The 25055-nt window shown below is 44.2% G+C and carries 23 protein-coding genes; 10 read left to right on the top strand and 13 right to left on the bottom strand.

Going from position 1 to position 25055, the window contains the following annotated elements; genetic code table 11:
• The 8 genes from vctG to P4S58_RS21820 all read right to left on the bottom strand — a co-directional run bounded on the left by vctG (position 1) and on the right by P4S58_RS21820 (position 8120).
• Positions 1-951 carry an iron chelate uptake ABC transporter permease subunit VctG gene (gene vctG, locus P4S58_RS21855; protein WP_102965704.1) on the bottom strand — a complete coding sequence of 317 codons (951 nt, stop codon included), beginning with the start codon at positions 949-951 and terminating at the stop codon, positions 1-3.
• On the bottom strand, positions 941-1879 hold the full coding sequence (gene vctD / locus P4S58_RS21850; RefSeq protein ID WP_237292121.1) for an iron chelate uptake ABC transporter permease subunit VctD: 939 nt from the start codon (positions 1877-1879) through the stop codon (positions 941-943). Before vctD ends, vctG begins: the two co-directional genes overlap by 11 nt.
• A 90-nt stretch (positions 1880-1969) precedes the next feature.
• On the bottom strand, positions 1970-2878 hold the full coding sequence (locus P4S58_RS21845) for a siderophore ABC transporter substrate-binding protein (protein WP_102965702.1): 909 nt from the start codon (positions 2876-2878) through the stop codon (positions 1970-1972).
• Between the two features lie 199 nt (positions 2879-3077).
• Positions 3078-3836, bottom strand: a complete 759-nt coding sequence (locus tag P4S58_RS21840) for a class II glutamine amidotransferase (protein WP_102939670.1) — start codon at positions 3834-3836, stop codon at positions 3078-3080.
• A gap of 170 nt (positions 3837-4006) precedes the next feature.
• The gene (locus P4S58_RS21835; RefSeq protein ID WP_337165728.1) at positions 4007-6007 is read right to left on the bottom strand and encodes a HAMP domain-containing methyl-accepting chemotaxis protein; all 2001 of its coding nucleotides are present in this window, start codon (positions 6005-6007) and stop codon (positions 4007-4009) included.
• Between the two features lie 151 nt (positions 6008-6158).
• Complete coding sequence (locus P4S58_RS21830) at positions 6159-6422, bottom strand: hypothetical protein (protein WP_102965700.1); 264 nt, start codon at positions 6420-6422, stop codon at positions 6159-6161.
• A gap of 247 nt (positions 6423-6669) precedes the next feature.
• Positions 6670-7014, bottom strand: coding sequence for a HopJ type III effector protein (locus P4S58_RS21825; RefSeq protein ID WP_042479821.1), 345 nt, complete (start codon positions 7012-7014; stop codon positions 6670-6672).
• A 125-nt stretch (positions 7015-7139) separates the two neighbouring features.
• Positions 7140-8120, bottom strand: coding sequence for an ABC transporter substrate-binding protein (locus P4S58_RS21820; protein ID WP_102965699.1), 981 nt, complete (start codon positions 8118-8120; stop codon positions 7140-7142).
• Between the two features lie 160 nt (positions 8121-8280).
• On the opposite strand from P4S58_RS21820, the gene P4S58_RS21815 reads away from it, so the two are divergent.
• Entirely contained in the window at positions 8281-10215 is a 1935-nt protein-coding gene (locus tag P4S58_RS21815) for a PAS domain-containing sensor histidine kinase (RefSeq protein ID WP_112404425.1), read from the top strand.
• On the opposite strand, the gene P4S58_RS21810 is transcribed toward P4S58_RS21815, so the two are convergent.
• Positions 10212-11750, bottom strand: a complete 1539-nt coding sequence (locus tag P4S58_RS21810; RefSeq protein ID WP_042479814.1) for a DUF3369 domain-containing protein — start codon at positions 11748-11750, stop codon at positions 10212-10214. The genes P4S58_RS21815 and P4S58_RS21810 overlap by 4 nt on opposite strands.
• 224 nt (positions 11751-11974) lie before the next feature.
• On the opposite strand from P4S58_RS21810, the gene P4S58_RS21805 reads away from it, so the two are divergent.
• Positions 11975-13972 (top strand): methyl-accepting chemotaxis protein, encoded by a 1998-nt coding sequence (locus tag P4S58_RS21805; protein ID WP_042479813.1) that lies wholly within the window; start codon positions 11975-11977, stop codon positions 13970-13972.
• 82 nt (positions 13973-14054) lie between these two features.
• Here the strand turns inward: P4S58_RS21805 and P4S58_RS21800 are convergent, their stop codons facing one another.
• Positions 14055-14477 carry a hypothetical protein gene (locus P4S58_RS21800; protein ID WP_146029327.1) on the bottom strand — a complete coding sequence of 141 codons (423 nt, stop codon included), beginning with the start codon at positions 14475-14477 and terminating at the stop codon, positions 14055-14057.
• Positions 14478-14582: 105 nt separating this feature from the next.
• Positions 14583-15095 carry a nicotinate-nicotinamide nucleotide adenylyltransferase gene (locus P4S58_RS21795; protein ID WP_102953453.1) on the bottom strand — a complete coding sequence of 171 codons (513 nt, stop codon included), beginning with the start codon at positions 15093-15095 and terminating at the stop codon, positions 14583-14585.
• Positions 15096-15200: 105 nt separating this feature from the next.
• Here P4S58_RS21795 and nadE point away from each other — a divergent pair, with 105 nt between their 5' ends.
• The 8 genes from nadE to P4S58_RS21755 all read left to right on the top strand — a co-directional run bounded on the left by nadE (position 15201) and on the right by P4S58_RS21755 (position 23780).
• Positions 15201-16031: an ammonia-dependent NAD(+) synthetase gene (nadE, locus tag P4S58_RS21790; protein WP_337165724.1), complete on the top strand. Its 831-nt coding sequence runs from the start codon at positions 15201-15203 to the stop codon at positions 16029-16031.
• Positions 16032-16282: 251 nt separating this feature from the next.
• Positions 16283-17611: an anaerobic C4-dicarboxylate transporter gene (locus P4S58_RS21785; RefSeq protein WP_042479802.1), complete on the top strand. Its 1329-nt coding sequence runs from the start codon at positions 16283-16285 to the stop codon at positions 17609-17611.
• Positions 17612-17837: 226 nt separating this feature from the next.
• The gene (locus P4S58_RS21780; RefSeq protein ID WP_337165721.1) at positions 17838-18371 is read left to right on the top strand and encodes a CSS-motif domain-containing protein; all 534 of its coding nucleotides are present in this window, start codon (positions 17838-17840) and stop codon (positions 18369-18371) included.
• 206 nt (positions 18372-18577) lie between these two features.
• Positions 18578-19414, top strand: a complete 837-nt coding sequence (locus P4S58_RS21775) for an EAL domain-containing protein (RefSeq protein WP_337165720.1) — start codon at positions 18578-18580, stop codon at positions 19412-19414.
• 281 nt (positions 19415-19695) lie between these two features.
• Positions 19696-20841, top strand: coding sequence for an ABC transporter substrate-binding protein (locus tag P4S58_RS21770; protein ID WP_337165719.1), 1146 nt, complete (start codon positions 19696-19698; stop codon positions 20839-20841).
• A 9-nt stretch (positions 20842-20850) separates the two neighbouring features.
• Entirely contained in the window at positions 20851-22560 is a 1710-nt protein-coding gene (locus tag P4S58_RS21765) for an ABC transporter permease (RefSeq protein ID WP_337165718.1), read from the top strand.
• The gene (locus tag P4S58_RS21760; protein ID WP_337165717.1) at positions 22526-23176 is read left to right on the top strand and encodes an ATP-binding cassette domain-containing protein; all 651 of its coding nucleotides are present in this window, start codon (positions 22526-22528) and stop codon (positions 23174-23176) included. Before P4S58_RS21765 ends, P4S58_RS21760 begins: the two co-directional genes overlap by 35 nt.
• Positions 23166-23780 (top strand): CDP-alcohol phosphatidyltransferase family protein, encoded by a 615-nt coding sequence (locus P4S58_RS21755; RefSeq protein ID WP_337165716.1) that lies wholly within the window; start codon positions 23166-23168, stop codon positions 23778-23780. The genes P4S58_RS21760 and P4S58_RS21755 overlap by 11 nt, the downstream gene beginning before the upstream one ends.
• A gap of 96 nt (positions 23781-23876) precedes the next feature.
• On the opposite strand, the gene P4S58_RS21750 is transcribed toward P4S58_RS21755, so the two are convergent.
• Together P4S58_RS21750 and cydB are read right to left on the bottom strand one after the other, a co-directional pair.
• A complete protein-coding gene (locus P4S58_RS21750) occupies positions 23877-23969 on the bottom strand; it encodes a DUF2474 family protein (protein ID WP_443089034.1) in 93 nt (30 codons plus the stop codon).
• A 57-nt stretch (positions 23970-24026) separates the two neighbouring features.
• Complete coding sequence (gene cydB / locus P4S58_RS21745; RefSeq protein WP_102953445.1) at positions 24027-25034, bottom strand: cytochrome d ubiquinol oxidase subunit II; 1008 nt, start codon at positions 25032-25034, stop codon at positions 24027-24029.
• Between the last annotated feature and the right edge of the window lie 21 nt (positions 25035-25055).

The following is a 25055-nucleotide window of genomic DNA, read 5'->3' as shown; positions in this document are numbered from 1 at the left end:
CTAAACCACTTTGTTACGAATTAAGAGTGAAAGGAAATAGATACCGCCAATAAAGTTAATGATGACACTTAAGGTGGTACTGAAATGGAACACTTTCTCGACCATCCATTGCCCCGCTAACAGCGCAGCAACCGACATTGCAGAACAGGCCAGAAGCAGAACTCGGTGCTGATAAGATTTAAACCACTCACGAGTCAGGTTGGTTACCAGCAAACCAAAAAACATGATGGGGCCAACCAGAGCTGTAGAGATCGAAATCAAGAAAGCACTTAACAAGAGAACATTGCGCGTCATTTTACGCACATCTACACCAAGGCTGATGGCGTTGTCTTTATCGAGCCAAAACACATCCAAAGTCCGGTTCATTCTAAACAGCGCGACCGATGCCAGCAGAAGTAACGGTGTTGCAAAGTACACCAGATCAACATTCACATTGTTGAAACTGGCGAACATAGTGGCTTGCAAAGAGGCAAAATCGTTCGGGTCCATCAACATAATGAAAAATGAAGCGATGTTAGAAAAAAGCTGTCCAAAAATGACGCCCAATAGCAGCAACATCATCAGGCTCTGATTCTCTTTACGGAAATAGAAAGCAAACAGCAAACTGGAAAAAAGCAGCATCACTGACACAGACAATGAAAAATTCAAATACGCATTCAAGATAAAGCTACTTAAGCCGCCAAATGCAACCACAATGCAGGTTTGAGTCAGCAAATAGAGGGAATCAAAACCCATAATGCTTGGCGTTAATATCCGGTTGTGGGTAATGGTCTGGAAAGCCAGTGAGGACTGGGCAATTGCAATACCAGCTATCACTATCGCCAACACTTTGGGTACTCGGCGCGAAAGAAAATACTGGTAATTGTCAGCGGTTAAACCCAAACCAATAAACAATCCAATAAATACCATCGACACTAAAATCAATAAGGCTAATTTAATTCTATCCTGCATGACGCATACCTTTTGTAATCAGCAGAATAAACGCGATGCCACCTAACATACTGATGATCATAGAAATCGGAACTTCATAGGGGAAAATAATCACTCGGCCAGCTAAATCGCACAGCAACACCAGAAGCGCGCCGAAAGCGGCGGTACGCGGAATGTTTGCCCGAAGATTATCGCCATAGAAATGGCTCACCACGTTCGGCACAATTAGCCCAAGAAACGGAAGCTCTCCCACAATCATGACAACACTGGCAGACAACACCGACACCAGACAAACCCCGATCACCAGCACTTGGTTGTAATTCAAACCAAGGTTTACAGCGAAGTCTTTGCCCATACCGACCGCCGAAATACGCGCCGCATATAAATAACTAAACACCGCAATCGGAATAGCGATGTAAAGCAGTTCAAAGTCTCCTTGCAGAATGTTGGCAAAGTTCGCCACTTTCCATGCAGAGAGGTTTTGGATTGCATCGTATTTGTAGGCGACAAAGGTGGCAGTTGAATCCACGACATTGCCAAATACGATACCGATTAAGGGAACAAAAATGGCGTTCTTGAACTGAATGCTCTGGATAAACCAGACGAAAACTAACGTACCGAACATAGCCACAGAGAAAATGAGCCACAGTTGTGAACCATCGCCAAAAAAGACCAAGCTCAACACATACCCCAGCATGGCGCACTCGATAGTTCCCGATGTGGAAGGAGCAGCAAAACGGTTTTGACTCACCTGTTGCATGATCAAACCAGCGATACTCAGACCCGCGCCCGCCAATAGAATAGCGAGTAAACGAGGTAAGCGGCTCGTCCATAGTAACTGCCATGACATAGGATCATGATTGAGAAGAGAAGTGAGAGAGAGGTTGCCGACGCCCACAAACAGTGATGCAACGCTAACCAACATTAAAGCAAGCAATAACCTTTTCAAAGTTAACCTCAGCTATGAGGCATGCTCCCATAACCATATTAAGGTAAAGAAGCCGCCTCTCTTATAGTTTAAAAATGACGCTGAGTCAGACTAAAGACCAACAGATTTTTCCATATCAGAGATCATCTGCTCTGTGGCTTTCACACCAGCAATAGACAGATACCATGCATTCAAATCAAGAAATGCAATGCTGTTGTTTTTGTACGCTTGAGTCGTTTTGATTAGGTCGTTGTAAAACTCTTTACTGCCCGTATCATCATTTGGATTGGTCAGCTTGTTACGGTCGATAACCAGCAACACTTTCGGGTCATTTTCACGGATAAACTCGAATGAAACCAAGTCGCCGTGGCTGCTATTCTTTTTGGTCGGTACCGTCTCAGCAAAGCCAAAATCCTGATAAATAGAAGAAAAACGCGAATCAACGCCAAACGCCGTAATGTTGCCACCGTTAGTCATTACAGTCATCGCATCCAAATTGTGGTTTTGGTTGTAGGCACGTACCGCTTGGAACTTCTTATCAAGTTGGTCAATTTTTTCATCGACTTTGTTTTCGATGTTGAACACTTTACCTAGGTTTTTCCATTGCTCCTGAGTGCTTTGCCAGTAACCTTTGTTAGCATCCACAGCAAAGACAATCGTTGGTGCAATTTTAGTTAGCTCGCCATAACTCTTTGCTGCGCGAGGACCAATCAGAATCAGATCTGGTTTAAGTGTGTAGATTTTTTCAAAATCCGGTTCGAATAGTGAACCTGCTGCGCCATATTTTTCAGCTTTGTATTTTTCCAAGTAGTTGGGAATTTGCGGCACTTTAGAGATCGCAATCGGCTCAATACCAAACGTGTCTACGGCATCCAATACGCCTAGTCCAATGACGACCACACGTTGAGGGTTCTGCTCTAGCGTGGTTTTACCCATACTGTGTTCAACAGTTACGGATTCGGCGTGTGCCGTCATAGATAGGAGAATGCCAACAGTAGCCAAACTGATACGCTTTTTCATTCTAATTCCTTTTTAATTGCGAAGATTATTGATAATCATTTTTGTTTGCATCGAACTATAACGTCCAAAAGATTGATTGGCAACTGTAATCACAAGGGCAAAAAGGGCGTGAATTGAGCTTTAGAAAAGCTTCAAATAAGTAGCTATGGATAGGGTTCCGTGAAGGCTTGCCTTATCAGAACCCTTTGAAAATGAGGAATTAAATTTGGTAGGTTTGACAATGATTACCCAAAACATGGGTAATGGTTTGAGGCGCTACGCTCTCCCAACCGGGTTCATTTGCCAGAGGCTCTGACGCTAGAATGATGTCTTCACCTTGTTTCTTTACGAATACCGTTGGTGGTTGCTGATCCGAACTATAGCGAACCAACCAGAATTGCTCGCCATCTGAGACACAAATAGAAGCTTTAAAAGGTTCGGTTACCCCTTTTTTGGCCATCGTTTGCTCAATGTCGTAAATGGTTTTACGAATGGCTGCCACAGGTTGTTCAAACAAGCCATTCATAATCATCAGCAAAAAGATTAACTCACTGTCAGTGCTGCCGTGCTGCTTGATATAGATCTCTTCCGGCAACATGTGCTCTAACGAGTATTTCACTTTGGCAAATTCGCCAATCTGTCCGTTATGCAAAAACATCCAATTATCGATGATAAATGGGTGGCAATTGCTACGTGAAACGCGACTCCCCGTAGACGAACGCACATGGGCCATAAATCGATGTGAACGAATGTGATGCGCTAGAGAGCGCAAGTTCTCGTCGCCCCATGCAGGTAGCACTTCATGAAACTGTCCCGGTGTAGAACGCTCGGTATACCAGCCTAATCCAAACCCGTCAGCATTGACTCGGGTAACCGTTTTTCGAGCTTCGATACTTTGATGAACAAGAGAGTGTTCAGGGTGGAAAATAAGCTCATCTAAATAGATAGGGCTTCCCTGATACGCGAGCCAACGGCACATAAAACACGCAATCCTATAACGACAAAAACGATAATTAACCACGAATTTTGTAAGGCTGCAATGATCACATATAGGACAAAAGTGCTTGCTGTATATAGCTTGTGAGAGGTTTTAAGTTTGCATTCTGCGCTCTACAGAAGTTTTGAGCGCAGAATATAAAAACCACAATATTAGTGCAGTTTGAATTGAGCCATTTCGCTATTTAATTCGGTTACACGATCCCGAATTTGCAGCGATGTTTTATTCGCATTCTGGCTGATGGAATCCACATCTTTCATCGAAGTCGACACGTTCTGCATATGTTCGGTAATCAAACGCGTTGCTTCAGATTGCTGATTAGCCGCAGCCGCTAGCTGTAGCATTTGTTCATTCAGAGCAGAAATTTGATCGGTAGAATTCACCAATTTAATCACCGCTTCTTCAATGTGTTCTGAACCTTGTTCAGCCATCTCCTGACTGCGTTGAATTTCTTTCACCACGGACCCAGTCGCACTCTGAATTGCATTAACAATACTATTAATTTCGGTGGTTGACTTAGTCGTGCGAGACGCCAGCATGCGAACCTCATCAGCAACCACAGCGAAACCTCTGCCAGCATCACCGGCTCTCGCCGCTTCAATCGCTGCATTGAGCGCCAGTAAGTTGGTCTGCTCTGCCAGTCCTTCAATCACTTCGGTGACTTTACCAATCGCTTGGCTTTCCAGATTCAGCTTCGCAACCAGCTCGCTGGTCACTTCAATCGTTTTATGTAAAGAAGCCATGGTCGCTTTGTTTTGCTCAAGGGACTCACGACCTAAAGTTAACTCGTGTTGACTGTCCGACAGGGTTTCTACCGAGCGCTGCGCCTGATCAAGCGTATGTTGCGTTGACTGAGCGACATCTTCCAGCTCCGTCTCCATTTGCTCGATACTCTGTTCCTGATTTTTCACTTGGCTAAGCGTTTGCTGGCTGGATGTAAGTAACGCCTGCATACTATCATTCACCTGCCCCGCTTTATCTGTCACACCTTTGACGATATCGGATAGAGCGCGATTCATGCTGTTGATTGAAACGGTTAATGCTGACAACTCATCGCTTCCCTTCACTTCCAATGGTTGTTGAGAAACATCGCCAGAAGCAATCAGCTGTGCTCGTTTTGAAATTTGCGCCACACGGCGGCCAATGCTGCGTCCCATGTAGGTCGAAACCACCAGAGATGCAATCACCACCAAGATCAGCGCCACCACCAGAATCGTCAGAACTTGGTGAACCGATTGATTAATACCTTCACCGCTCTTATCCGCTTTGCTTTGCTGAGCCGCGACCACCGCTTCCAAACTGATATCCAACTGTTCAGCGGCAGGCACCAGAACATTCGCCATCTCTTGATTAACTAGGTTCCAATCTGGCGACTGACGAAGCGCAATGGTTTGGTCGGCAAGCGGAAAATACAACTGCTGCATCTCTTTAAACAGTTCCCATAGTGACTTGTCATCTTCGTTCAACAAATCGATCTTACTCTCTATCTCACTCACAGACTGCTTATGGGCTTTGATAAAATCTTGATACTTTGTCAGATAATCAGGGTCACCGTACAAAAGAAAATCACGCATTGCAGACAGCGCATTTGCCAGCGAGTTATAGCTGTCGGCATAGACTTTAAACAGACGCTTGCGCTCTTCACCCTCTTTGTTTGAAGATTCCGCATTCAGCAGCCCTTGAATCTGATCCAATGCCACTTCAGCAATTGGCGCCGCTTCACTGGTGAACAGGTTATGCGCAGGCAAGTTCTCAGGTGTATGAGTCATCTCGACGATTTTGTTTACCGAAGCTTTCACTTCATTCCAATGCGCAACTACATTCTGGTAGTCCTGCTGTTGAATGAGTGTTTCTAAAACTGGCAGGGATTCATCTGTCTGAGTAATTATCGTACTGATTTTGGTCTTGAGGTTTTCACCCGTCTGCTCATCACTGCCCAATAGCATATAGGCGCGAACAGTAGAAAGTGTTGCCTGAATAGATTGCTGAATCGCTCGCGAGGTATCGACGGTTGGCAAATCAGACTGAAGAAGTGAATTGGTATGAGTCTCTAATACTGAGACATTTCGGTAAGTAACAACCGCAGAAACCGTAAATAATACGGCTAAAAGTAAAAAACTTAACTGCAACTTCCCTGAAATCGTCAGCTTCATCCTTGAGCTCCTGTACAACTTTTTTGAGACTATAACGTTAATTAAAGGTTAACGGTATTCACAAATAAAACTTGAGGAGCGTTTGGTTAGTGTTTGTACAATTTACGTATGATATCCGGTATTTTGACTGAAAATGGCCTCATCGCTTAGTTTATGCCCCCAACGAATACGTCAAAAGTGACGGCGCAAGCACGCAAACCACAAACGCGGGATGGGTTAAAGCAGAATAACGGAAATGAATCAGCAATGGGGCTGCAACAAAAAGAGTGATCAACACTGGAATGGTATCAACATCAATCACAAAGTGAATTATCACCAAAAGCAGCGCAAGGCTCAGTATGGACAGGTAAGGCACAAGTACCTTTTTACCTAAAAGAAGCATAAAGAAAAACGTCGCCAAAAAAGAGAACATCATGAAAACCTCAACTAATAATGATTATCATTTAGATTTAAATAATATATTGAGTCTTGCGGTAAATCAAGCAGCAAAATGGGTTTTACTTGTTTGGTTTGAGTGACTGAAAAGAGCGGTAAAAAAATCGATAGCAAGTTCGTTCAAAAAGAAAGCGCGATCAAAAAGAGCAGCGATTTGTCGCTGCTCTTAATGTTTCAAACTCGTATTTAAAACTTTGCTTTTGCTAAAGCTTCACTGTCCGTATCGGTTATTTCGCTGACAATGCCTGACCTGAAAACTTCACACCAGCCCAGCCAAAACGGATGAAATTACGGATATTTTGATGGTCATCGTTATCTGGATTTTCTAGTACATCTTTACGATAGAAATCACCAAAGCACGCCAGTGTTTGTTCCACTGACAGCTGTTGCAACTGCGCAAAAGCAAAAATTTTGCACGAACCGTTATTTTGATTCTCAGCATTGACTGTTTCGCCATTAACGAATGCGGTTGGCGTGAATTCAAAATTCTCATCGATGGTCGCGATGACTTCCTGAAACTCTACTTGCTCTGGCTGTAGGGTTAACTTTTCAATTAGGGCTGCAATTTCCATATGTATCGTTCTATCCAGTTAAAAGTGGTATCTAGTTAAAGTTCTGTCTAGTAAAAACAAAAAGGCAGTCTAATGAAAAACTGCCTTGATGCAAACCCGCTTAATCCATAACGGCTGTTTAAACACTACCAGTCTACCGCTTCCCACCCATTAGGAGGCGTAAGCCCCCAGCGCTTAAATTCTTCTGCGCTGTAAATTTCCATGCCTTGATGACCGGCTTGAATTGGGAAAGTGCTGGCGTCTAAACCTTTCTCTAAGATCTCACGCGCTATATTGCCCGCTTGTATGCCTTGAGATCGACCATCCAATATCACACCACCCGCTGCTTTGCCTTTACCTATCGAGAAATCCCAGAAACCGAATAAAGGCACTTCGCTGTTTTTGGATGTCCAATCTAGTAGCGCTTCGGACGGGACACTCTCGCCATTACTATCAACAAGAGTTTGAAATAGCCCAACCACAATCGCGCTTACTTCATTGCGTTTAGCGTTCAATACTGCATCACGCCATTCGCTTTCTGTCGAAAAGGTTTGTACCTGTGTATCAATGCTCAAATTCTGCTTAATCAGCGCCGTTTGATTCTCTATGGTTCGTACAGCAATTTTTGAAGTATTCCCTGAATCAAACATCACCAGCACCTTAGGATTCGTCTTAGGGCTGTCTAATACTTCACCGACACCGGCCATGGTTTTTGTATAAAAAGGACGCTCCAGAATACCCGTAACGCCAGCTTTCCCCGAATACTTGGTCAGTAGTTCTCTGGGATTGGAGTTAATGCCTAAAAACACAATAGGAATGGGTTCCTGATACAACTTCGGCAACATATAACTCAATGCATTATCATCACCGATAACCACCAAGTCCGGTTTCAATTCTAGATAAGCTTGATGAGCCAACTCCGCTCTCTGTTCATATTCCCGACTTGGAATACGTTTGGTATCCATTTCAAAAAAAGTCAGTTGATGATCAGAAGCTAAGCTTTCATTCAGCCCCTGCCTGTATCCAGCATCCCAGCCAAATCCCGCATGATAGCTTTCTATAACCAAAATGTTGGCAGCCATTACTGGCGACGATAACAAGCAGATAAACAGTGCAATTCGAAACATAGTTAACACCTTCATATCTTATTATTTTTTAAGTTTAGACGAACTTCGCCAATTACCAGAGTCAGACCTTCTATACTGGGATCATCCTTTAGTTAAAAACTCAAAATAAAACTACTGCAACTTTAGGTAGATCGGACTTCAAGTAGAAAGGGAATGCTTAATGAATAAGAGCCGGCAGTTCATCGAAAGTGACAACAACCCGTTTTATAGCCGTATTGGCCGAAGAATTATCATTATTTTAGTTTTGCTCAGCGGTGCCGTAACACTGGTTGCGACTTTGGCGCAAACCTACTTTGACTACAAAAGCGAATTTAATGATGTCGACCAACGCCATCATGAGATTGAAGTTATCCACTCCGAACTGCTTTCCGCTTCCCTATGGGATTACGATTTGGTGCTGCTGCAACATCGCCTGGATAGCCTAGTTGAGCTGCCTAAATTGAATTACCTGAGAATAGAATCAGGCAAATACAAATTTGAAGCGGGAACACCCGTTGTCGATAGTGTGGTAACCAGCACCTACCCTTTGAAGCACATCAATCCTGATAGTGGTCAAATGCAGCAACTGGGCACAGTTTACATCGAGTCTAGTGCGCAAGAAATTTATAACGACCTCATCAAGCAGTTCATCATCACGCTGCTAGTGAATGCGGCTAAAACCTTGTTTGTCTGTGCTGTGATACTTATGGTCTTCCATGAAAGCATCAACCGCCGAATTTTTGCTGTTGCCCATTATTTGCGTAAATATAACCCTCGTCATCCAGCAGAAAAGCTCTCACTGGAACACAAAAAATGGATCATGGAAAAAGACGATGAGCTGGATTGGCTGGCCGAAGAGACCAACGCCATCACCAGTAATGTCACGACCCTTTATCGCAATATTAAGTTCGAGCAAGAACGCTTTGCTGATTTTACCCAGGTGTCTTCAGACTGGTTGTGGGAAACCAATATGGAAGGGTATCTGACTTATATCTCTGAACCTATGCGTGAGATGCTCGAAATTGATGAGTTTACCCGCCCAACCTTCGCTCAAATCCCTTGGTTTGTTGATGTCACAGAGCTGCTTCGCGCTTTAGAAACCAAGCAAGATTTTTCCAAGTGTGAACAACACCTAAAGATTGACGGCTATGACATCTACATGATGTTTCAGGGCATAGCTCGTTACGAGAATGACAAGTTTATCGGTTATCGTGGTACCACCATCAACATTACTCAGCTCAAATCAACTCAGTTAGAGTTACAGACGCTCAACTTTAACTTGGAGAAAACCGTAGACGAACGAACTAGCGACTTGAAACAAAGCATGGAACACCTTCAACGCACACAAGATCAATTGATCGAATCTGAAAAACTGGCGGCTTTGGGTGGTCTTGTCGCAGGCGTAGCACATGAGGTTAATACGCCGCTAGGGATTGCAGTGACTGCCACCTCTGTGATTCAGGAAGTGAAAAATGAATTAAACTCGGCATTCGCCTCGCAAACCCTTACCAGCACTCAATTTAGTGAATTGATGCAGCGCCTCGCAGACAGCAGTACCCTGTTAGAGAGTAACCTGAATCGAGCAGCCAAATTGGTCAGAGACTTCAAACAAACCGCCGTGGATCAAGTATCTGAGCAACGCAGCCAGTTCCGAATCCATCAGGTTATTGAAGCTTTGATAGCTAGTCTGCATTCAGAAACGAGGAAAATACCGGTTGAGCCTCAAATTCAAGGTAATGAACAGTTGATGATGACCAGCCTACCCGGCGTGATGACGCAGATTCTAACTAATTTGATTATGAATAGCCTGAACCACGCTTTTAAAGACGTTTCGCAACCAAGCATTGTTATTCATTTCTACGAACAAGATGACAATATCGTTTTGGAATATCGGGACAACGGTTGTGGCGTTGCTCCTGCACTGCATCAGAAGATTTTCGAACCTTTCTTCACAACTAAACGGGGCGTGGGCGGCTCGGGACTGGGGTTAAACTTGGTCTTTAACCTGTTGAAGAAGAAACTTAAGGGCGATCTTCAGTTTGAATCTGACATTGGGCAAGGTGTGCACTATACCTTTACCATGCCCAAAGTCCTGATTCAGGAAGCGAAAGATTAATCTGGCCAGGTCGATCTTATTTCTACGAATGCATCCCAGTTATCAAGGAGAAGATCGACCAACTTAGGTTCAAAATGCTGGCCTCTTTGCGCCAGCAATTCACGCTTAATCTCTTCATCTGACCACGCTTCTTTGTAAACACGCTTAGCACCTAGCGCGTCAAACACATCCGCCAACGCGGTAATGCGGCCACAAATCGGAATGTTTTCGCCTTTAAGCTTGTTAGGGTACCCTTCACCATTCCATTTCTCATGGTGAGTTGCGGCAATTTCCTTCGCCACAACCATCAATGGCCGTTTCGATTTACTCAGAATATCAACACCGTATTCGACATGCTTTTGCATTTCAGCCCATTCTTCAGCATTCAGTTTTCCGGGCTTATGCAAGATGCTATCAGGAATAGCCACTTTGCCGACATCATGTAAAGGAGAAGCACTGCGGATAAGCGTAGCTTCTGACTCGGATAAACCATACAAAAGCGCGAGTTTTTCACAGAACAGAGAGACCCTTTGTACATGTGCTCCTGTTTCTTTGCTGCGTGCTTCTACTGCGTTTGCCAAGTTGTATACCAACTCTTTAGATGTCTCTTTGAGATCTTCCATAAGGTTAATTTTTTCGAAGGTTAACCCTATGTTGTACATATAAATTTGCAGCAGCTGTTTATCCAGTTCTGACAGTTCTTCATTCAGGTTCACATAGAGGAGGTTATCGGCGCCCCGCTCATCGTGAAGATAACAAATATAAGCTTTACCGAAATCTTCAGACTGCTTGGTTTCAAGCACTTTTCGACAACGTTTAACGACATCTTCAGGTAACACTTCAAACGCACAATCCTGATAGCAGTCAACATACTCACCTGTCGCCGCTAGCGTAAACGGGCGGGCTTCTTCCCCTTCGCTACGAGGTTTGACAATGCAGTAGAAAGCCGAGGCATTAAGCTTCAACAAAGAGGTCATTTGACTCAAAACAGAGGATGCGTAGGTTTTAAGGGTTGTGGTGTTTTGTACCTTGGCCGATGCTTCAATCACGCGGCTAAGCCCTTGCTTTTGTTCTTCAATCAGACACAAGTCTCGATAAGATCTGAGCATAGAGTAAAGCAGCGTACGTAGCTTCTGCGTAGTCAGTTCGGTTTTCTCTTTGTAGTCATCAATCTCATATTCTTGAATGACTTTATCTTCCGGTGCCTGCCCAGCCTGCCCCGTCCTTAATACCAGACGAGTCATTTTATTGTTGAGATGTTCGCGGATGTAACGAACTAATTCGAGGCCTGCGTGTTCACTTTCCATCACCACGTCGATCAAAGCTAAAGCCACATCGTCACGGTCTTCCATGACTTTACGCGCTTCGTCGCCAGATAAAGCTGAAATCAATTCAAGTGGGCGATCCTGAAATAAGAAACCGCTAAGTGCCAACTTGGTGACTTGATGCATTTCTTGGTCATCATCCACCAATAAAACTTTCCACGTTTTAACAACCAGTTGGGGTTCTTTTATCTCAGACACCGAGCTGCCACGCATGTCAGCAAATAAATCCATTTACAGCCTCATTATAGTTATCTCTAAATGCAACTTTAGCGTAGCACATTCCATATAGTCGCAATGTTACCTATGGCACTTTTTTTGCTGAACATTATTCAGCTTTAGCCTCTACTTTTTACCGTACAACTGTAGAAATGCATGTGAATGCACAGCAAATATTTTACTGTCATCTAAAATAATAAATTCAGTCAGTTGAACCACTCCATTTGTAAGGGAATACAATGAAGAAACTGTTAAAACTCTTTCCTTTGTACTTAGTTGTAACCGTCATAGCCGGTGTCCCAATACTCATAGCGTTGACATTAGCCGTGTCAAATATTCTCGATTTAAATAAACGCGTAAATATTGCTGAGCATGATCAAGAGACTGTCCAACTCATACTCTTATACGATAATCTCGCTCACAATTTGGCAGTCGAACGTGGATTAACCGCGGGCGTTTTAGGCTCAAAAGGCCAGGGTGCCCAAGTTGAAGCGTTAAATAAGCAACGCATTCAATCTGATACTCACGTTAAAGCCCTGCAAAGCTTCACCCCGACTTACATTGCAAAAGCCTTCGCTGACAAAATTAAATCCGACATAAACACCCAGCTTCAATCTTTGGCCGAAGTTCGAAAGCAGGTGGATGCGCTTCAGCCTAAAATCTCTCCTTTTGCTTATTATTCGAATCTTAACCAGCTCGCAATTGATAATGCACGAGTGCTACTGGGAACGATTGATGATGCCAACGTATCAGAGCTCGGTAGCTCACTGATTTCGGTAGTCATAATGAAAGAACGAGCAGGACAAGTTCGCGGAGCGCTGAACGGAGCGTTTGCCAGTCAAAAATCAAATGCAGCTCAATACACTGCAATTAGTGACTACATCTCTTCGGGTAAATACGCTGAACGCTCAGCTTTACTGACAATGCCTTCTGAGTTTATTCAACAACTCAGCGATGCCAAGAACTCACCCATTTGGAAAAATGTAGAGCAAATTCAACAAAGCTATCTGAATCAGGCTAGTCAACTGGATAGCTTACAAGGGCCTAAGCCAACGGAGTGGTTTGGTGCTGCGACAGAGCGAATTGGTTTGATAAACCAATTAAGAAACACCATCCAAGGTCAAATGATGACCATATCAAGTCAGCAATCAACACAGGCCAAAACCAACGAAACCATTATTATTGCCTTGAGCATTATCATTGGGTTTATTTTGGTATTCGGACTCTATACTTCGGTACACACTCTAAGAAGTCGTGTGGGAAGCTTGACTAAAAAACTGGCGCTTATGTCTAGCAACAGAGACTTGAGTGTATCGCTGGCATCAGACGGACAAGATGAAATTTCGCATATATCTCAAAGTGTGAATGGCTTAACCACCAGCATTCGTAATCTATTAAGCGACGTTACCGATGCCAACGATCATAGTGCTGAACGCCTGAAACTTATCATTCAGAGCTCTCAAGATCTTTCTCAAAGCAGTCAGGCAACCACAGCCAAATGTGACAACATTGCAGCGGCTATGACTGAGTTGTCTCAATCGAGCGTTGAAATTGCACAATCGTCAGAGCGTGCACTTGATGAAACCAATACGATGACTCAGAAAGTCATCACTTGCCAAAACCAAAGCCAGTCTTCGTTTAAGGCGGTAGAAGCTTTGGTTGAGCAAATTGAACAAACTCAGATCTGTATGCAAAGCCTAGAAAAAGACGCGATGAGTGTGAGTAAGATCGTCGACACCATCAGCAGTATTTCTGAGCAAACAAACCTGCTCGCGCTTAACGCCGCTATCGAAGCAGCAAGAGCTGGAGAACATGGCCGAGGTTTTGCAGTTGTTTCTTCAGAAGTTCGAGATTTGGCGCAACGCAGCAAAGAAGCCACCGAACACATTAGTCAATTGTTGAGTAACATGTCGAGCAACACCAACACAGCAGTGAGCTTTATGGAGAAGAGCCGTCAGGCGACTCATTCGACTTTCGAATCAGTGTCGACAGTGAACACCAGTGTTGCTGAATTAGAAAGCGTAATTGAGGAAGTGAACACTCACATCACGAGTATTGCCAATTCGACAGTTGAGCAGTCGAAGGCAAGTGAAGATGTTGACCGAGATGTCGATGTGTTGGCAGAAATTGCGCAAAACACGGGTGCACTTGCGACGCAGTTAAACGACATAGTAAGCAGCTACAACAAAGAAGCAGACTCCGTGAAACAGCAACTCGCCGAGTTCAAACTCACATAGCAACATTTGGTTTAAACGGATTTAGCTTAACCGGATATAAAAAAGAGTCATCCTAGGATGACTCTTTTTCGTAAACTTCAAATTAAAATGGCACTTCTATATGCATCATTAGGTCGACTTCGTAGTCTTCATGCCAACGATAATCCATTCGCATACGCGGTTCGCCTTTTTTCTTACTGCCGAAACCTAAGCTCAACAATAAACCATGGCTTTTTAACCACTCTTCCGTAGACATCTCGGCCTGCTCTTCTAAGAGCTTTGGAGGCATCCATACACCGACACCGATGTAACTGTGGGCAATCTTATGGGTAAACAACGGTTCATCTTCTCGCTCGAATCCCCACTGTCCCCAGTAGTCACTAATGATTTCTTTATCGTTAAAGAAATCTAATTCAAAGAGTTTGTCAGAAGCATACTCCAACCCGTTCATGAACGAGATACAAAGTACACGACTGTCTGATAGCTCTATCGTTTCAAAAGGCTCGTGCGATGGATCTTTATACACAAAGGATTCGCATGCACTTGCCAAATTTGAAACCAATAGCAACAAAATACATGTAGCAAAGGATTTCATTAAACAGCTGCTCCGACCTCTTGGAGCGCTGATTTTCTAATAGACTTTTAAGCGCTTCAATAACCCTTCAACACTTGGGGTCGTTAAACCGCTAATTTCAGCGTTATCTGACAGCCGACGTCTTATCTCAGTACTACGAACAGGTATTCTTTCCGGACAAACCATGATCGACCAACGCTGCAAAATCTCGGAGGATTTATAGAATTTGTCGAAGTTGAGCAAATTATCAGGACCAATCACAAACGTGATGTCAGCTTGCGGAAAAATTTCTTCAACTTTTGTTAAAACTGCATAAGTTGTTACGCTGTTACCCGGCGTAAGCAACTCCTGTTCAATGTTACACAGCGTCACTTTGCTTGAACCAATATCCTTGATGAAGGCTTCTATCAGTTGGCAACGGATATCGTAATCCAACATTTCCTTGCCCCAGGCATGGGAAATACTTGGTACCAGTAAAATGCGGTCAAAGTGATCCAAAGAATCAATGACACTCTTGTGTCCCAAACTCGGTGGATTAAATGCACTGCCAAACACAGCAATTTTTTCCATCTTCACCTCTACTAAGAATGAAATCTCTATTCTCGGTTTTCTAATTGCATGATTGAGGTATGATACTACTAAAGTTTGTTAATGCTTGCAGGAAAAGGAAACCCAATGGAACAAATGATTCGAGATGAGATGCGAGTACTTCCTAGCATCGATCCAGAGTTCGAAATCGAACGTCGTGTCGCTTTTCTAAAACGTAAACTACTAGAGTCTGGCTGCAAATCTCTGGTACTTGGTATCAGTGGTGGTATCGACTCTACAACTTGCGGACGTTTGGCTCAGCTTGCTGTTGAAGCGCTGAATAAAGAAAGCAACTCGAATGATTACCAGTTTATCGCTGTGCGTTTGCCATACGGCGTACAAAAAGACGAAGACGAAGCACAATTGGCTTTATCTTTTATCAAACCAACGCACTCTGTTTCAGTGAACATTAAAGCTGGCGTAGACGGCTTGCATGCAGCTTCTCATGAAGCTTTAGCACATACAGGTCTGCTTCCGGCTAACGCAGAGAAGCTTGATTTTGTAAAAGGTAACGTAAAAGCACGTGCTCGCATGGTGGCTCAATATGAAATCGCAGGCTATGTCGGCGCTTTAGTTTTGGGGACGGATCATTCCGCAGAAAACATCACTGGTTTCTACACCAAGTTTGGTGACGGTGCATGCGACCTAGCACCTCTGTTTGGTTTGAGTAAACGCCAAGTTCGTCAAGTGGCAGCGGCTCTTGGTGCACCTGATTTACTGGTTCACAAAACACCTACCGCGGATCTGGAAGAGCTTGCGCCACAAAAAGCGGATGAAGATGCACTGAATCTGACTTACGACCAAATCGATGATTTCTTGGAAGGCAAACCCGTTTCTAAAGAAGCTTCTGAGCGTTTGGTGGCCATTTATAAAGCGACTCAACATAAGCGTCAGCCTATCCCAACGATTTACGACTAACAGCTTGCTCAATAATTGTGCAAAAAGCCAAGCAGACCGCTTGGCTTTTTTACATCCGCAGAGAGATTACAATACATTCCAATAACACTTCATTTATCTATTCATCACTTCTATGGCTAATAATGTGCTCCAAATCAGATTCATATAATTCAAATACTTGAGCACACTTTTCTGTGAACGGCACTCCATACTTTAATTACATTTAGTTACACAATGTAGGCATTCATAAGTCAAATTTAGAGAGCGCCGATATGTTATATGTCGAATTTATGTTCCTGTTGCTGATGTTATACATCGGTTCACGTTATGGCGGTATAGGATTAGGGGTTGTATCCGGTATCGGTCTGGTTATTGAAGTCTTCGTCTTCAAAATGCCACCGACTTCACCACCCATCACCGTTATGCTTATCATTTTGGCTGTGGTTACCTGTGCTTCGATTCTTGAAGCAGCAGGCGGTCTCAAATACATGCTCCAAGTGGCCGAACGTCTACTGCGTAAAAACCCTAAACGTGTCACCTTGATTGCACCGTTTGTGACTTACACAATGACCTTCATGTTAGGTACGGGTCATGCGGTGTATTCCATCATGCCAATTATCGGCGATGTGGCACTAAAAAATGGTATCCGTCCTGAACGCCCTATGGCAGCGGCATCTGTTGCTTCTCAAATTGCGATTACGGCATCGCCAATTTCAGCGGCAGTGGTGTATTACCTTGCACAACTTTCGGACATTAACCACAGCATCACCCTCGTTTCGGTTCTAATGGTCACTGTGCCTGCTACATTATTCGGCACGCTTCTGATGTCTCTGTACAGCCTAAAACGTGGTAAAGAGCTTGAGAACGACCCTGATTATCAAGAACGCTTAGCTGATCCGGTATGGCGCGACAAGATTCTCAACACAACCGCAACCTCTCTAGATGAAACGCTACCAACCGCTGCTCGTAACTCTGTATTGCTGTTTATCCTTTCACTGTTGGTGATTGTGTTGATTGCGATGGTTCCAGAAATCAGAACCATTACCGAAGGTGCAAAACCGATCAGCATGGCGGTTGTGATTCAAATGATGATGCTCTGCTTCGGCGGTATCATTCTACTGGCAACCAAAACGGACCCTCGTGGCGTGCCTAATGGCGTGGTGTTTAAATCCGGTATGGTTGCGGCAATCGCAATCTTTGGTATTGCATGGATGTCTGACACTTATTTCCAATACGCAATGCCTCAATTTAAGTCCGGTATTGTGGAGATGGTAACCAACTATCCATGGACATTTGCGCTAGCGCTATTCATCGTGTCCGTAGTGGTGAACTCTCAAGCAGCGGTTGCACGTATGATGCTACCTGTAGGTTTAGGTCTGGGATTAGAGCCTGCACTACTGATTGGTTTGATGCCAGCATTATACGGTTACTTCTTTATTCCGAACTATCCATCAGACATCGCAACAGTGAACTTCGATAGTACAGGTACAACGAAAATCGGTAAGTGGTATTTCAACCACTCATTCATGTCAGTTGGTTTAATAGGTGTTATCAGTGCAAGCTGTTTGGGCTATGTACTGGGCAAAATGATTATCGGTTAAACGATATAAAATGCGTAATCAAAGGCATGGGGTCAAACTCATGCCTTTTTATTTACACGCTTCAAGCCCTTATTGATTAAGCCTTTGCCGCTTTTAGCTACAGCTTTTCATTTGTCTCATCTTTGAAACAACTTTATTCCAAAAGACCGTTAACTCCTCGCCTTTATTCACATATAGTGATAACTCAATCAATATCGAATCTAGCTAGCAGTTACCTAATTTCGTCATGGACAATACCGCTCTGAGTGAAACGTCACCAATACCTTCTCGGCAACATCTATTAGACCGGTTAAGTGTCTTTACACCTGTACTTATTATTTTCGCGATCGTTTTTACTTTGTCTGCGATCAAAAACATCTATGACACCAGCGCGCATGCGATGTCGTTAGGCTCTAACGCGATTGCTACTTTGGAAAACTATATAGATAACACCACCAGCGAACTGGCTGAATTGAATCGCCATGTCAGTCACACTTGCAGCGTCGAGGATACGCAGCGATTACGTCAGTATGTTTTTCAGTCTCCCAAGGCAAAAGAAGTGTCTTTATTTGATGCAGAAGGTCAGGTGTATTGTTCAAGTAATGAGGGAAAAACTCACTTTGACGTTGGGGAAGTCGCAATAAAACAGATCAACCAAACGCCAACCCTTACGACTATCGCACTGTCTGAATCTCGCAATCATGATAAGGCGATTTTCATTTATTCAGCGAATGAAGATCTAAGCGGAATCAACGCGTTATTGCCACCGAACCTTTTTTAGAACTGATTACACCGAAATTTGAACAGCAGTATTACGACTATCAAGTCAACATTCTGCAACACTCGCTTGAGCACAAAAACGGCTTAGAGGATCAAGCATACCGCTCTTACAACTTTAAATCTGAACGCTACCCTATTTCACTGACTCTCCATCTCACACCACACTCTTACTTCACGAATTTCGGGCAACACATATGGCGAGTCATATTGCTTGCGAGTGCCATTGCGGTTCTGTATCAGGCTATTCGTAACTATAAACTGACGCGAAACAGCCTCGCCTTCTCGCTTAAAGAGGCGATTAACAACCACGAGTTAGAGCTGAATTTTCAGCCCATCATCGATATCCACGAACCGAAAATTGTAGGTAGTGAAGCGCTGATCCGTTGGAACAATCCCGATCATGGCGCTATTTCACCAACCATTTTCATACCGCTGGCAGAAAGGATTCAGGTCATCGAGCAGATCACCCATCAGGTGTTCAAACTTGTCACGGAATTCGTCAACTTGAACCCTCATCTGGTTCAGAACCAATACATCAGTATCAATGTCAGTCGCACACTGATCATCAAAGCCAAATTTGTTGATTACCTCGAAAGATATGCCAAGAGAAATCCAGATATTCTTCCTTTGTTGCTACTCGAAATCACCGAGGATAACGATTTTTCACCTGAAGAATTAGAGGTCGTAAGAAACAACCTTGGTCGTCTCAAACAGCTTGGATTCAAGATCGCCATGGACGATTTTGGCACAGGTTACTCAGGCTTAAACTTCATTCATCAACACGCCTTCGATATCATCAAAATTGATCAGGTGTTCATTAAGGGTCTTTCTCAAAACTCTGCCATCGATTCCGTCATCACTTCGATGATCAAGCTGGCAAAGCAGCTCAAAATGCGAGTAATAGCCGAAGGAGTAGAGACTCATGAACAAGTCGAACACTTACGAGGGCTTGGGGTACGCTATATCCAAGGCTTCTATTATTCAAAGCCACTCCCTGCAGAAGATTATTTGCTGAAGCTGACAGCACAAATGGACAGCTACTGACATTATTCTCCCCCACCGCTTCTCCATGTTTAGCAGTCTACTGATATTTTTTAGCGACTTGTCGTGGAAGAAAATGTCAACTTGCTCGGTCTATATCAACTCACCACACATTTAGGTGCGACAAATTTCTGTTGGCACCTATAATTGTTTACACGGATAACATTTAATACTCTGAAATTATTATAGATTTCAAAGTTAATCAGCTTTTGGGATAACCACTCTAAAGGAAAGACGTCGCAGTGAAGATTGCGCCGACTCGTTTCAATAAACACGGATCATTTATGAAAAAGCTACTCACTACTTTAGGTATTTTCGCATCTCTCTTTACCACATCTGCACTCGCAGAAGACTGGAAAACAGTAGAGCAAGAAGCGAATGGCGAAACGGTTTACTTCCATGCTTGGGGCGGAAGCCAAGAGATCAACCGTTACATTCAATGGGCAGCCAATGAACTCAAAGCCCGCTACAACGTCACGCTTAAACACGTAAAAGTGACCGACATTTCAGAAACAACGACTCGCCTGCTGGCGGAAAAAGCCGCCAACAAAAACACGGGTGGCAGTGTCGATATGGTTTGGATCAACGGCGAAAACTTCAAATCGATGAAAGATGGTGGGTTGTTGTATGGTCCATTTGTGCAAGATTTACCGAGCTGGCAGTATGTCGATACATCCCTTCCAGTCGATAAGGATTTTTCAGTACCAACCGAAGGACTTGAAGCGCCTTGGGGTGTGGGGCAACTGGTCTATATTTACGATAAAGCTAAGCTCAACAATCCTCCAAAATCTTTTCAGGAGATGCTGAGCTATGCGAAAGCGTTCCCAAATCGTTTGAGCTACCCTCGCCCACCTGAATTTCACGGTACCAGCTTTTTAAAATCGCTCTTGATTGAACTGACCAACAACGATCCTTCTTTGATGAAACCCGTTGATGAAGCCAGCTTTGCTATGGTGACTCAGCCTTTATGGAACTATTTGGATGAATTTCATCCGGTGGCGTGGCGTGGTGGTCAACAGTTCCCTTCTGGCAGCAGCGAAATGCTTCAACTGCTGGACGACGGACAGATTGACCTAGCGATCACTTTCAACCCAAATGCCGTCTACTCTGCTCAAGCCAGCGGAAAATTAGCTGAAAGCACCAATGTGTATGCCTTAGATTCAGGTGCACTTTCTAATATTCACTTCCTAGCCATCCCTTGGAATGCGAATGCAAATGCTGGCGCAAAAGTGGCAATTAACTTTCTGTTAAGTCCTGAAGCACAGTCTCGTAAAGGAGAATTAACCATATGGGGCGATCCATCTGTATTAAGTAGCCAATACTTAACAGGTAGTGCAAAAAATACTAAGCAGTTCAAATCGATCGCCGAGCCTCACCCAAGCTGGCAAGTGGCACTTGAGAAAGAGTGGCTTAAACGTTACGGAAACTAAAACTCACCCATGTTACGCGTTTTATATTTAGTCATTATCGCTGTCTGTGTCTTACCGACCATTCCGGGATTACTCGGCGTGGTCGTGTCGGCGTTTGGCTATATTCCAGCGATTGGGTTGTCTGCTTTTTCCATCGCTGGCTTTGCTGAGGTGTTTGACTGGCATGGCGTCTGGCTATCGCTGGGGTTAACTCTTGGTTCGGCCGTGGTGAGTAGTTACTTAGCCTGCCTGATAACCTTTGCCATTCTTCAATCGTGCTGGAATACGAAACTTTGGCGCAAAATTGAAGTTTCACTCTCACCTCTATTGGCAATGCCCCATGTGGCATTTGCCATTGGTTTTGCTTTCCTTTTCGCTCCCACAGGCATGGGAGCTCGCGTTGTGTATGAGATGTTCGGTTACGACGTCAATAATACGGATGTCGATAGCTTAGCTCTGCTGGTCAAAGACCCGTATGCGTTAGGTTTAACCTTAATGCTGACATTGAAAGAAGTGCCTTTTTTGCTGCTGATGAGCATTCCTATTCTTCAACAGTTAAAAGTCGATCAAATCGAAAAAATCAGCCATTCGCTCGGTTACAGTTCAACTCAATGTTGGTGGAAAGCAATACTTCCTCAATGGCTAGCAAAGCTTCGCTTCCCAATGTTTGCCGTTATCGCCTACAGCGTATCCGTGGTGGATGTCGCGTTGATTATTGGCCCAACCAACCCGCCAACCTTCTCCGTCTTAGTATGGCAATGGTTTAGCGACCCTGCTCTGTCCTTACTTCCCCGAGCAGCCGCTGGCGCGGTGATTTTGTTCCTTGTTGCCAGTTTGCTGCTTGGATTTACACGCTTAGTGGAATGGGTTGCAACCAAAGGATATAAACATTGGCAATTTTCGGGAAGAACAGGATTACCTTTACCCGGCAAAGCGCTGTTTTATGTCACCACAACACTGGCGATTGTGATGATTCCATTGATGATCATCTGGAGCTTCGCGCAACGCTGGCGTTTTCCTGATCTCCTGCCAAGCCAGTACACGGCTCGTTTCTGGCAACATGAATCACAAGGTATTGCGGACACACTGACTCAAAGCATTATCATCGCAATCGTAAGCGCCACCATTGCTCTCATTCTTGCGCTCATCGCCCATGAGTACCGTTTGCGTTATCGAATTCAGCTACCCAGCTACATCATCGCAATTCCGATGTTGATTCCTCAGTTATCTATTCTGTTTGGCATTCAAATCGCCACGCTGTACATCAATAGCGAGCTATATCTGTTTTGGGTTTGCTGGGCGCATATTTTCTTTGCTTTCCCCTACGTTTATTTATCGCTTGATGGGCCATGGCGCAGCTTTGATAATGGCTTAACGAGAATTGCACTGAGCTTAGGGAAAACGCCAGTTCAGGCTTGGCTTGGCGTTAAACTTCCACTTCTGTTGCCTGCAGTAACCTTCGCTTGGGCCGTTGGAGTGAGTGTCAGCTTGGCTCAGTATTTACCGACTCTAATCCTCGGGGCTGGGCGAATCAGCACGGTAACCACAGAAGCGGTTGCGCTTTCTAGTGGGTTGGACCGCCGCGTTTCAGCCATCTATGCCATTTGCCAAGCATTGCTGCCGTTATTGTTTTTCTCATTTTCCATTTTACTTAGCCGCACACACGGCAAGTATCGTAGGTTGTCTATTAAAGGTTTACTGACCCATGAGTCTTTGTCTCGAAAACCTCGCCATCCGTAAAAAAGATGGTGACGCTTTGTTTACTGCATTTAACCTGACCGTTGAGAAAGGTGAAATTGTTACCCTTATGGGTCCAAGCGGATGCGGTAAATCCACTCTGCTTGATGCTATTGCCGGTCATTTATCACAAGAGTTCCAGTACACAGGCAGCATCAAGCTTGATGGTACACAGTTGGATGGACAACCTGCACATAAGCGTCAGGTTGGCATCTTGTTTCAAGACGACCTGCTTTTTCCTCACTTAACCGTTTGGGAAAACTTAGCCTTTGCTCTGCCGGATTCCATCAAAGGAACACAACGAAAAGAGCAAGCGATAACTGCATTAAAAGAGATCTCTCTGACATCACTGGCGGACTCTTTTCCAGACCAAATATCCGGTGGTCAGCGTGCACGGATAGCGCTCACACGCATGTTGCTTGCCAAACCAAAAGTTGCTCTGCTCGATGAACCCTACAGCAAGCTGGATAAAGACCTGCGCCAGCAATTTAGAACGCAGGTAGAAGACCAACTCAAGGACGCGAACATTCCAGCACTCATGGTGACTCATGATGAAGAAGATGTTCCGCAGGGCAGTCGCTGCATCACATGGCCTTGGGAGGACAGTTATGCTCGATAGATTCAGTATCAAAGCCATTCGCTGGCCATTAGCGCAAAGCGCAAAACTGTTAGACAGCATAGGGATTACGGCGAACCAAACGACTCTGTTTGGTTTTGCTCTTGGCTTTCTTGCTCTGCCTGCACTGGCTTTAGAGCAGTATTACCTAGCACTGGTGCTTATCTGTTTAAATCGTATATGCGACGGATTAGATGGCGCGTTAGCGCGTATTCAGGGCATTAGCGATGCTGGTGGTTTTCTCGATATCTGTTTGGACTTTCTGTTCTACTCTCTGATTCCGTTTGGTTTTGTACTTGCTAACCCAGAACAAAATGCCATTGCTGGTGCATTTTTGATCTTCTCTTTTGTCGGAACAGGCTCTAGCTTCTTAGCATATGCCATCATGGCAAGCAAACAGGGAATCGACAATCCGGTATATAAGAACAAGTCACTTTACTACATGAGCGGGCTAACCGAAGGCACAGAAACCATCTTCTGCTTTGTCGCTTTTTGCCTACTCCCTCAACATTTCGCCATCATCGCCTACGCGTTTGGTGCGGCATGCTGGTTTACCACTTTCACCCGTGTTTATTCAGGGTTTTATACGCTGTTAAATAAGTCGTGAATTGAGTATCGGTCTAGAAAGTTGAAGCCCAAAAAAACCCTAGCGTCCAAATTGGCCTAGGGTTAGATAAAGACATCTAAACTCAACACAAACCGTTTAAGATTTAAATCCCGCCATTGTCATCAGGAAGCGGAACCCAATAGAAACAATACCAAGTGCAATAACACTCGCTGCCCAGATCCCGATCATCCAGACCCATTGTTCTATTCCTCGTTTAATATTCATAAGTTGCCCTCAAATATTCACTTAGTGGTAGGATTCACCTTCTTTTACCTTTCCAGAAAATACGTAGTAGCTCCAGAATGTGTAGGCAAGAATCACAGGCAAAATCAGCACGGCACCAAACAACATAAAGCTCTGGCTGATTTCAGGAGATGCCGCATCCCAAATAGAAATGCTAGGAGGAACAATATTTGGCCAGATACTGATCCCAAGCCCTGCAAACCCAAGAATCACGATGATTAACGCCATAATAAACGGGCTGCGCTCTCTGCGTTTTTTCAACGAATTAGTAATTTTCAAACATGCCAGAGCGGTAATCACAGGTACAGGAAGTAAGTAGTACAAGTTAGGAATCGAAAACCAACGTTCAGCTACAAATGGGAATGCAAGTGGCGTCCATGCGCTAATAATGATCAGTGCAGCGACCATGATAAGCAGTGTCTTATTGGCAAAGCGAAACATGCTTTGTTGCAGCTCACCCTCGGTTTTCATAATCAACCAAGTGCTACCCAACAAGGCGTATGTCGCGATGAGTGCGAAGCCACAAAACAGTGGGAACGGTGCTATCCAATCTAATTGCCCGCCAACAAACGTTCGGTTTTCGACGTTAAAACCTTGAATGACAGCTCCCACAACAATCCCTTGGAAAAACGTTGTAAAGATAGAGCCGAGCATAAATGAACGGTCCCAAAACTTAAGATGGTTCTCCAAAGCTTTAAAACGAAACTCAAATGCAACGCCACGGAAGATCAAAGCAACGAGCATGAGTGTCAGTGGAACGGTTAACGCTTCGATGATCACCGAGTAAGCCAGTGGGAATGCGCCAAAAAGCGCAGCGCCACCAAGAACAATCCACGTTTCGTTACCATCCCACACTGGCGCAACGGTATTGACCATTACATCTTTATGTTTTTCATTTTTGATGAACGGCATCAGGATACCAATGCCTAAATCAAAGCCATCCATCACAATGTACATCAGCGTAGCAAACACGATGATCGCAAACCAAATCACGGATAAGTCAAAATGCATATCTATTACCTTCATTGTAAT

The organism is Vibrio sp. Hal054 (assembly GCF_037162405.1).
GTDB lineage: Bacteria > Pseudomonadota > Gammaproteobacteria > Enterobacterales > Vibrionaceae > Vibrio > Vibrio diazotrophicus.
Note: the sequence above shows the minus strand (reverse complement) of the source record. Positions and strands in the feature narration are given on the sequence as shown.

Bases quoted from the DNA above. Each gene is read 5' to 3' on its own strand.
- P4S58_RS21845 (WP_102965702.1), bottom strand. From the start codon at position 2,878: ATGAAAAAGCGTATCAGTTTGGCTACTGTTGGCATTCTCCTATCTATG.
- P4S58_RS21820 (WP_102965699.1), bottom strand. From the start codon at position 8,120: ATGTTTCGAATTGCACTGTTTATCTGCTTGTTATCGTCGCCAGTAATG.
- P4S58_RS21785 (WP_042479802.1), top strand. From the start codon at position 16,283: ATGTTATATGTCGAATTTATGTTCCTGTTGCTGATGTTATACATCGGT.
- nadE (WP_337165724.1), top strand. From the start codon at position 15,201: ATGGAACAAATGATTCGAGATGAGATGCGAGTACTTCCTAGCATCGAT.
- P4S58_RS21770 (WP_337165719.1), top strand. From the start codon at position 19,696: ATGAAAAAGCTACTCACTACTTTAGGTATTTTCGCATCTCTCTTTACC.
- P4S58_RS21815 (WP_112404425.1), top strand. From the start codon at position 8,281: ATGAATAAGAGCCGGCAGTTCATCGAAAGTGACAACAACCCGTTTTAT.
- P4S58_RS21830 (WP_102965700.1), bottom strand. From the start codon at position 6,422: ATGATGTTCTCTTTTTTGGCGACGTTTTTCTTTATGCTTCTTTTAGGT.
- P4S58_RS21760 (WP_337165717.1), top strand. From the start codon at position 22,526: ATGAGTCTTTGTCTCGAAAACCTCGCCATCCGTAAAAAAGATGGTGAC.
- P4S58_RS21750 (WP_443089034.1), bottom strand. From the start codon at position 23,969: ATGATCGGGATCTGGGCAGCGAGTGTTATTGCACTTGGTATTGTTTCT.
- vctG (WP_102965704.1), bottom strand. From the start codon at position 951: ATGCAGGATAGAATTAAATTAGCCTTATTGATTTTAGTGTCGATGGTA.
- P4S58_RS21835 (WP_337165728.1), bottom strand. From the start codon at position 6,007: ATGAAGCTGACGATTTCAGGGAAGTTGCAGTTAAGTTTTTTACTTTTA.
- P4S58_RS21805 (WP_042479813.1), top strand. From the start codon at position 11,975: ATGAAGAAACTGTTAAAACTCTTTCCTTTGTACTTAGTTGTAACCGTC.
- P4S58_RS21840 (WP_102939670.1), bottom strand. From the start codon at position 3,836: ATGTGCCGTTGGCTCGCGTATCAGGGAAGCCCTATCTATTTAGATGAG.
- P4S58_RS21825 (WP_042479821.1), bottom strand. From the start codon at position 7,014: ATGGAAATTGCAGCCCTAATTGAAAAGTTAACCCTACAGCCAGAGCAA.
- P4S58_RS21765 (WP_337165718.1), top strand. From the start codon at position 20,851: ATGTTACGCGTTTTATATTTAGTCATTATCGCTGTCTGTGTCTTACCG.
- P4S58_RS21780 (WP_337165721.1), top strand. From the start codon at position 17,838: ATGGACAATACCGCTCTGAGTGAAACGTCACCAATACCTTCTCGGCAA.
- P4S58_RS21795 (WP_102953453.1), bottom strand. From the start codon at position 15,095: ATGGAAAAAATTGCTGTGTTTGGCAGTGCATTTAATCCACCGAGTTTG.
- cydB (WP_102953445.1), bottom strand. From the start codon at position 25,034: ATGCATTTTGACTTATCCGTGATTTGGTTTGCGATCATCGTGTTTGCT.
- P4S58_RS21810 (WP_042479814.1), bottom strand. From the start codon at position 11,750: ATGGATTTATTTGCTGACATGCGTGGCAGCTCGGTGTCTGAGATAAAA.
- P4S58_RS21755 (WP_337165716.1), top strand. From the start codon at position 23,166: ATGCTCGATAGATTCAGTATCAAAGCCATTCGCTGGCCATTAGCGCAA.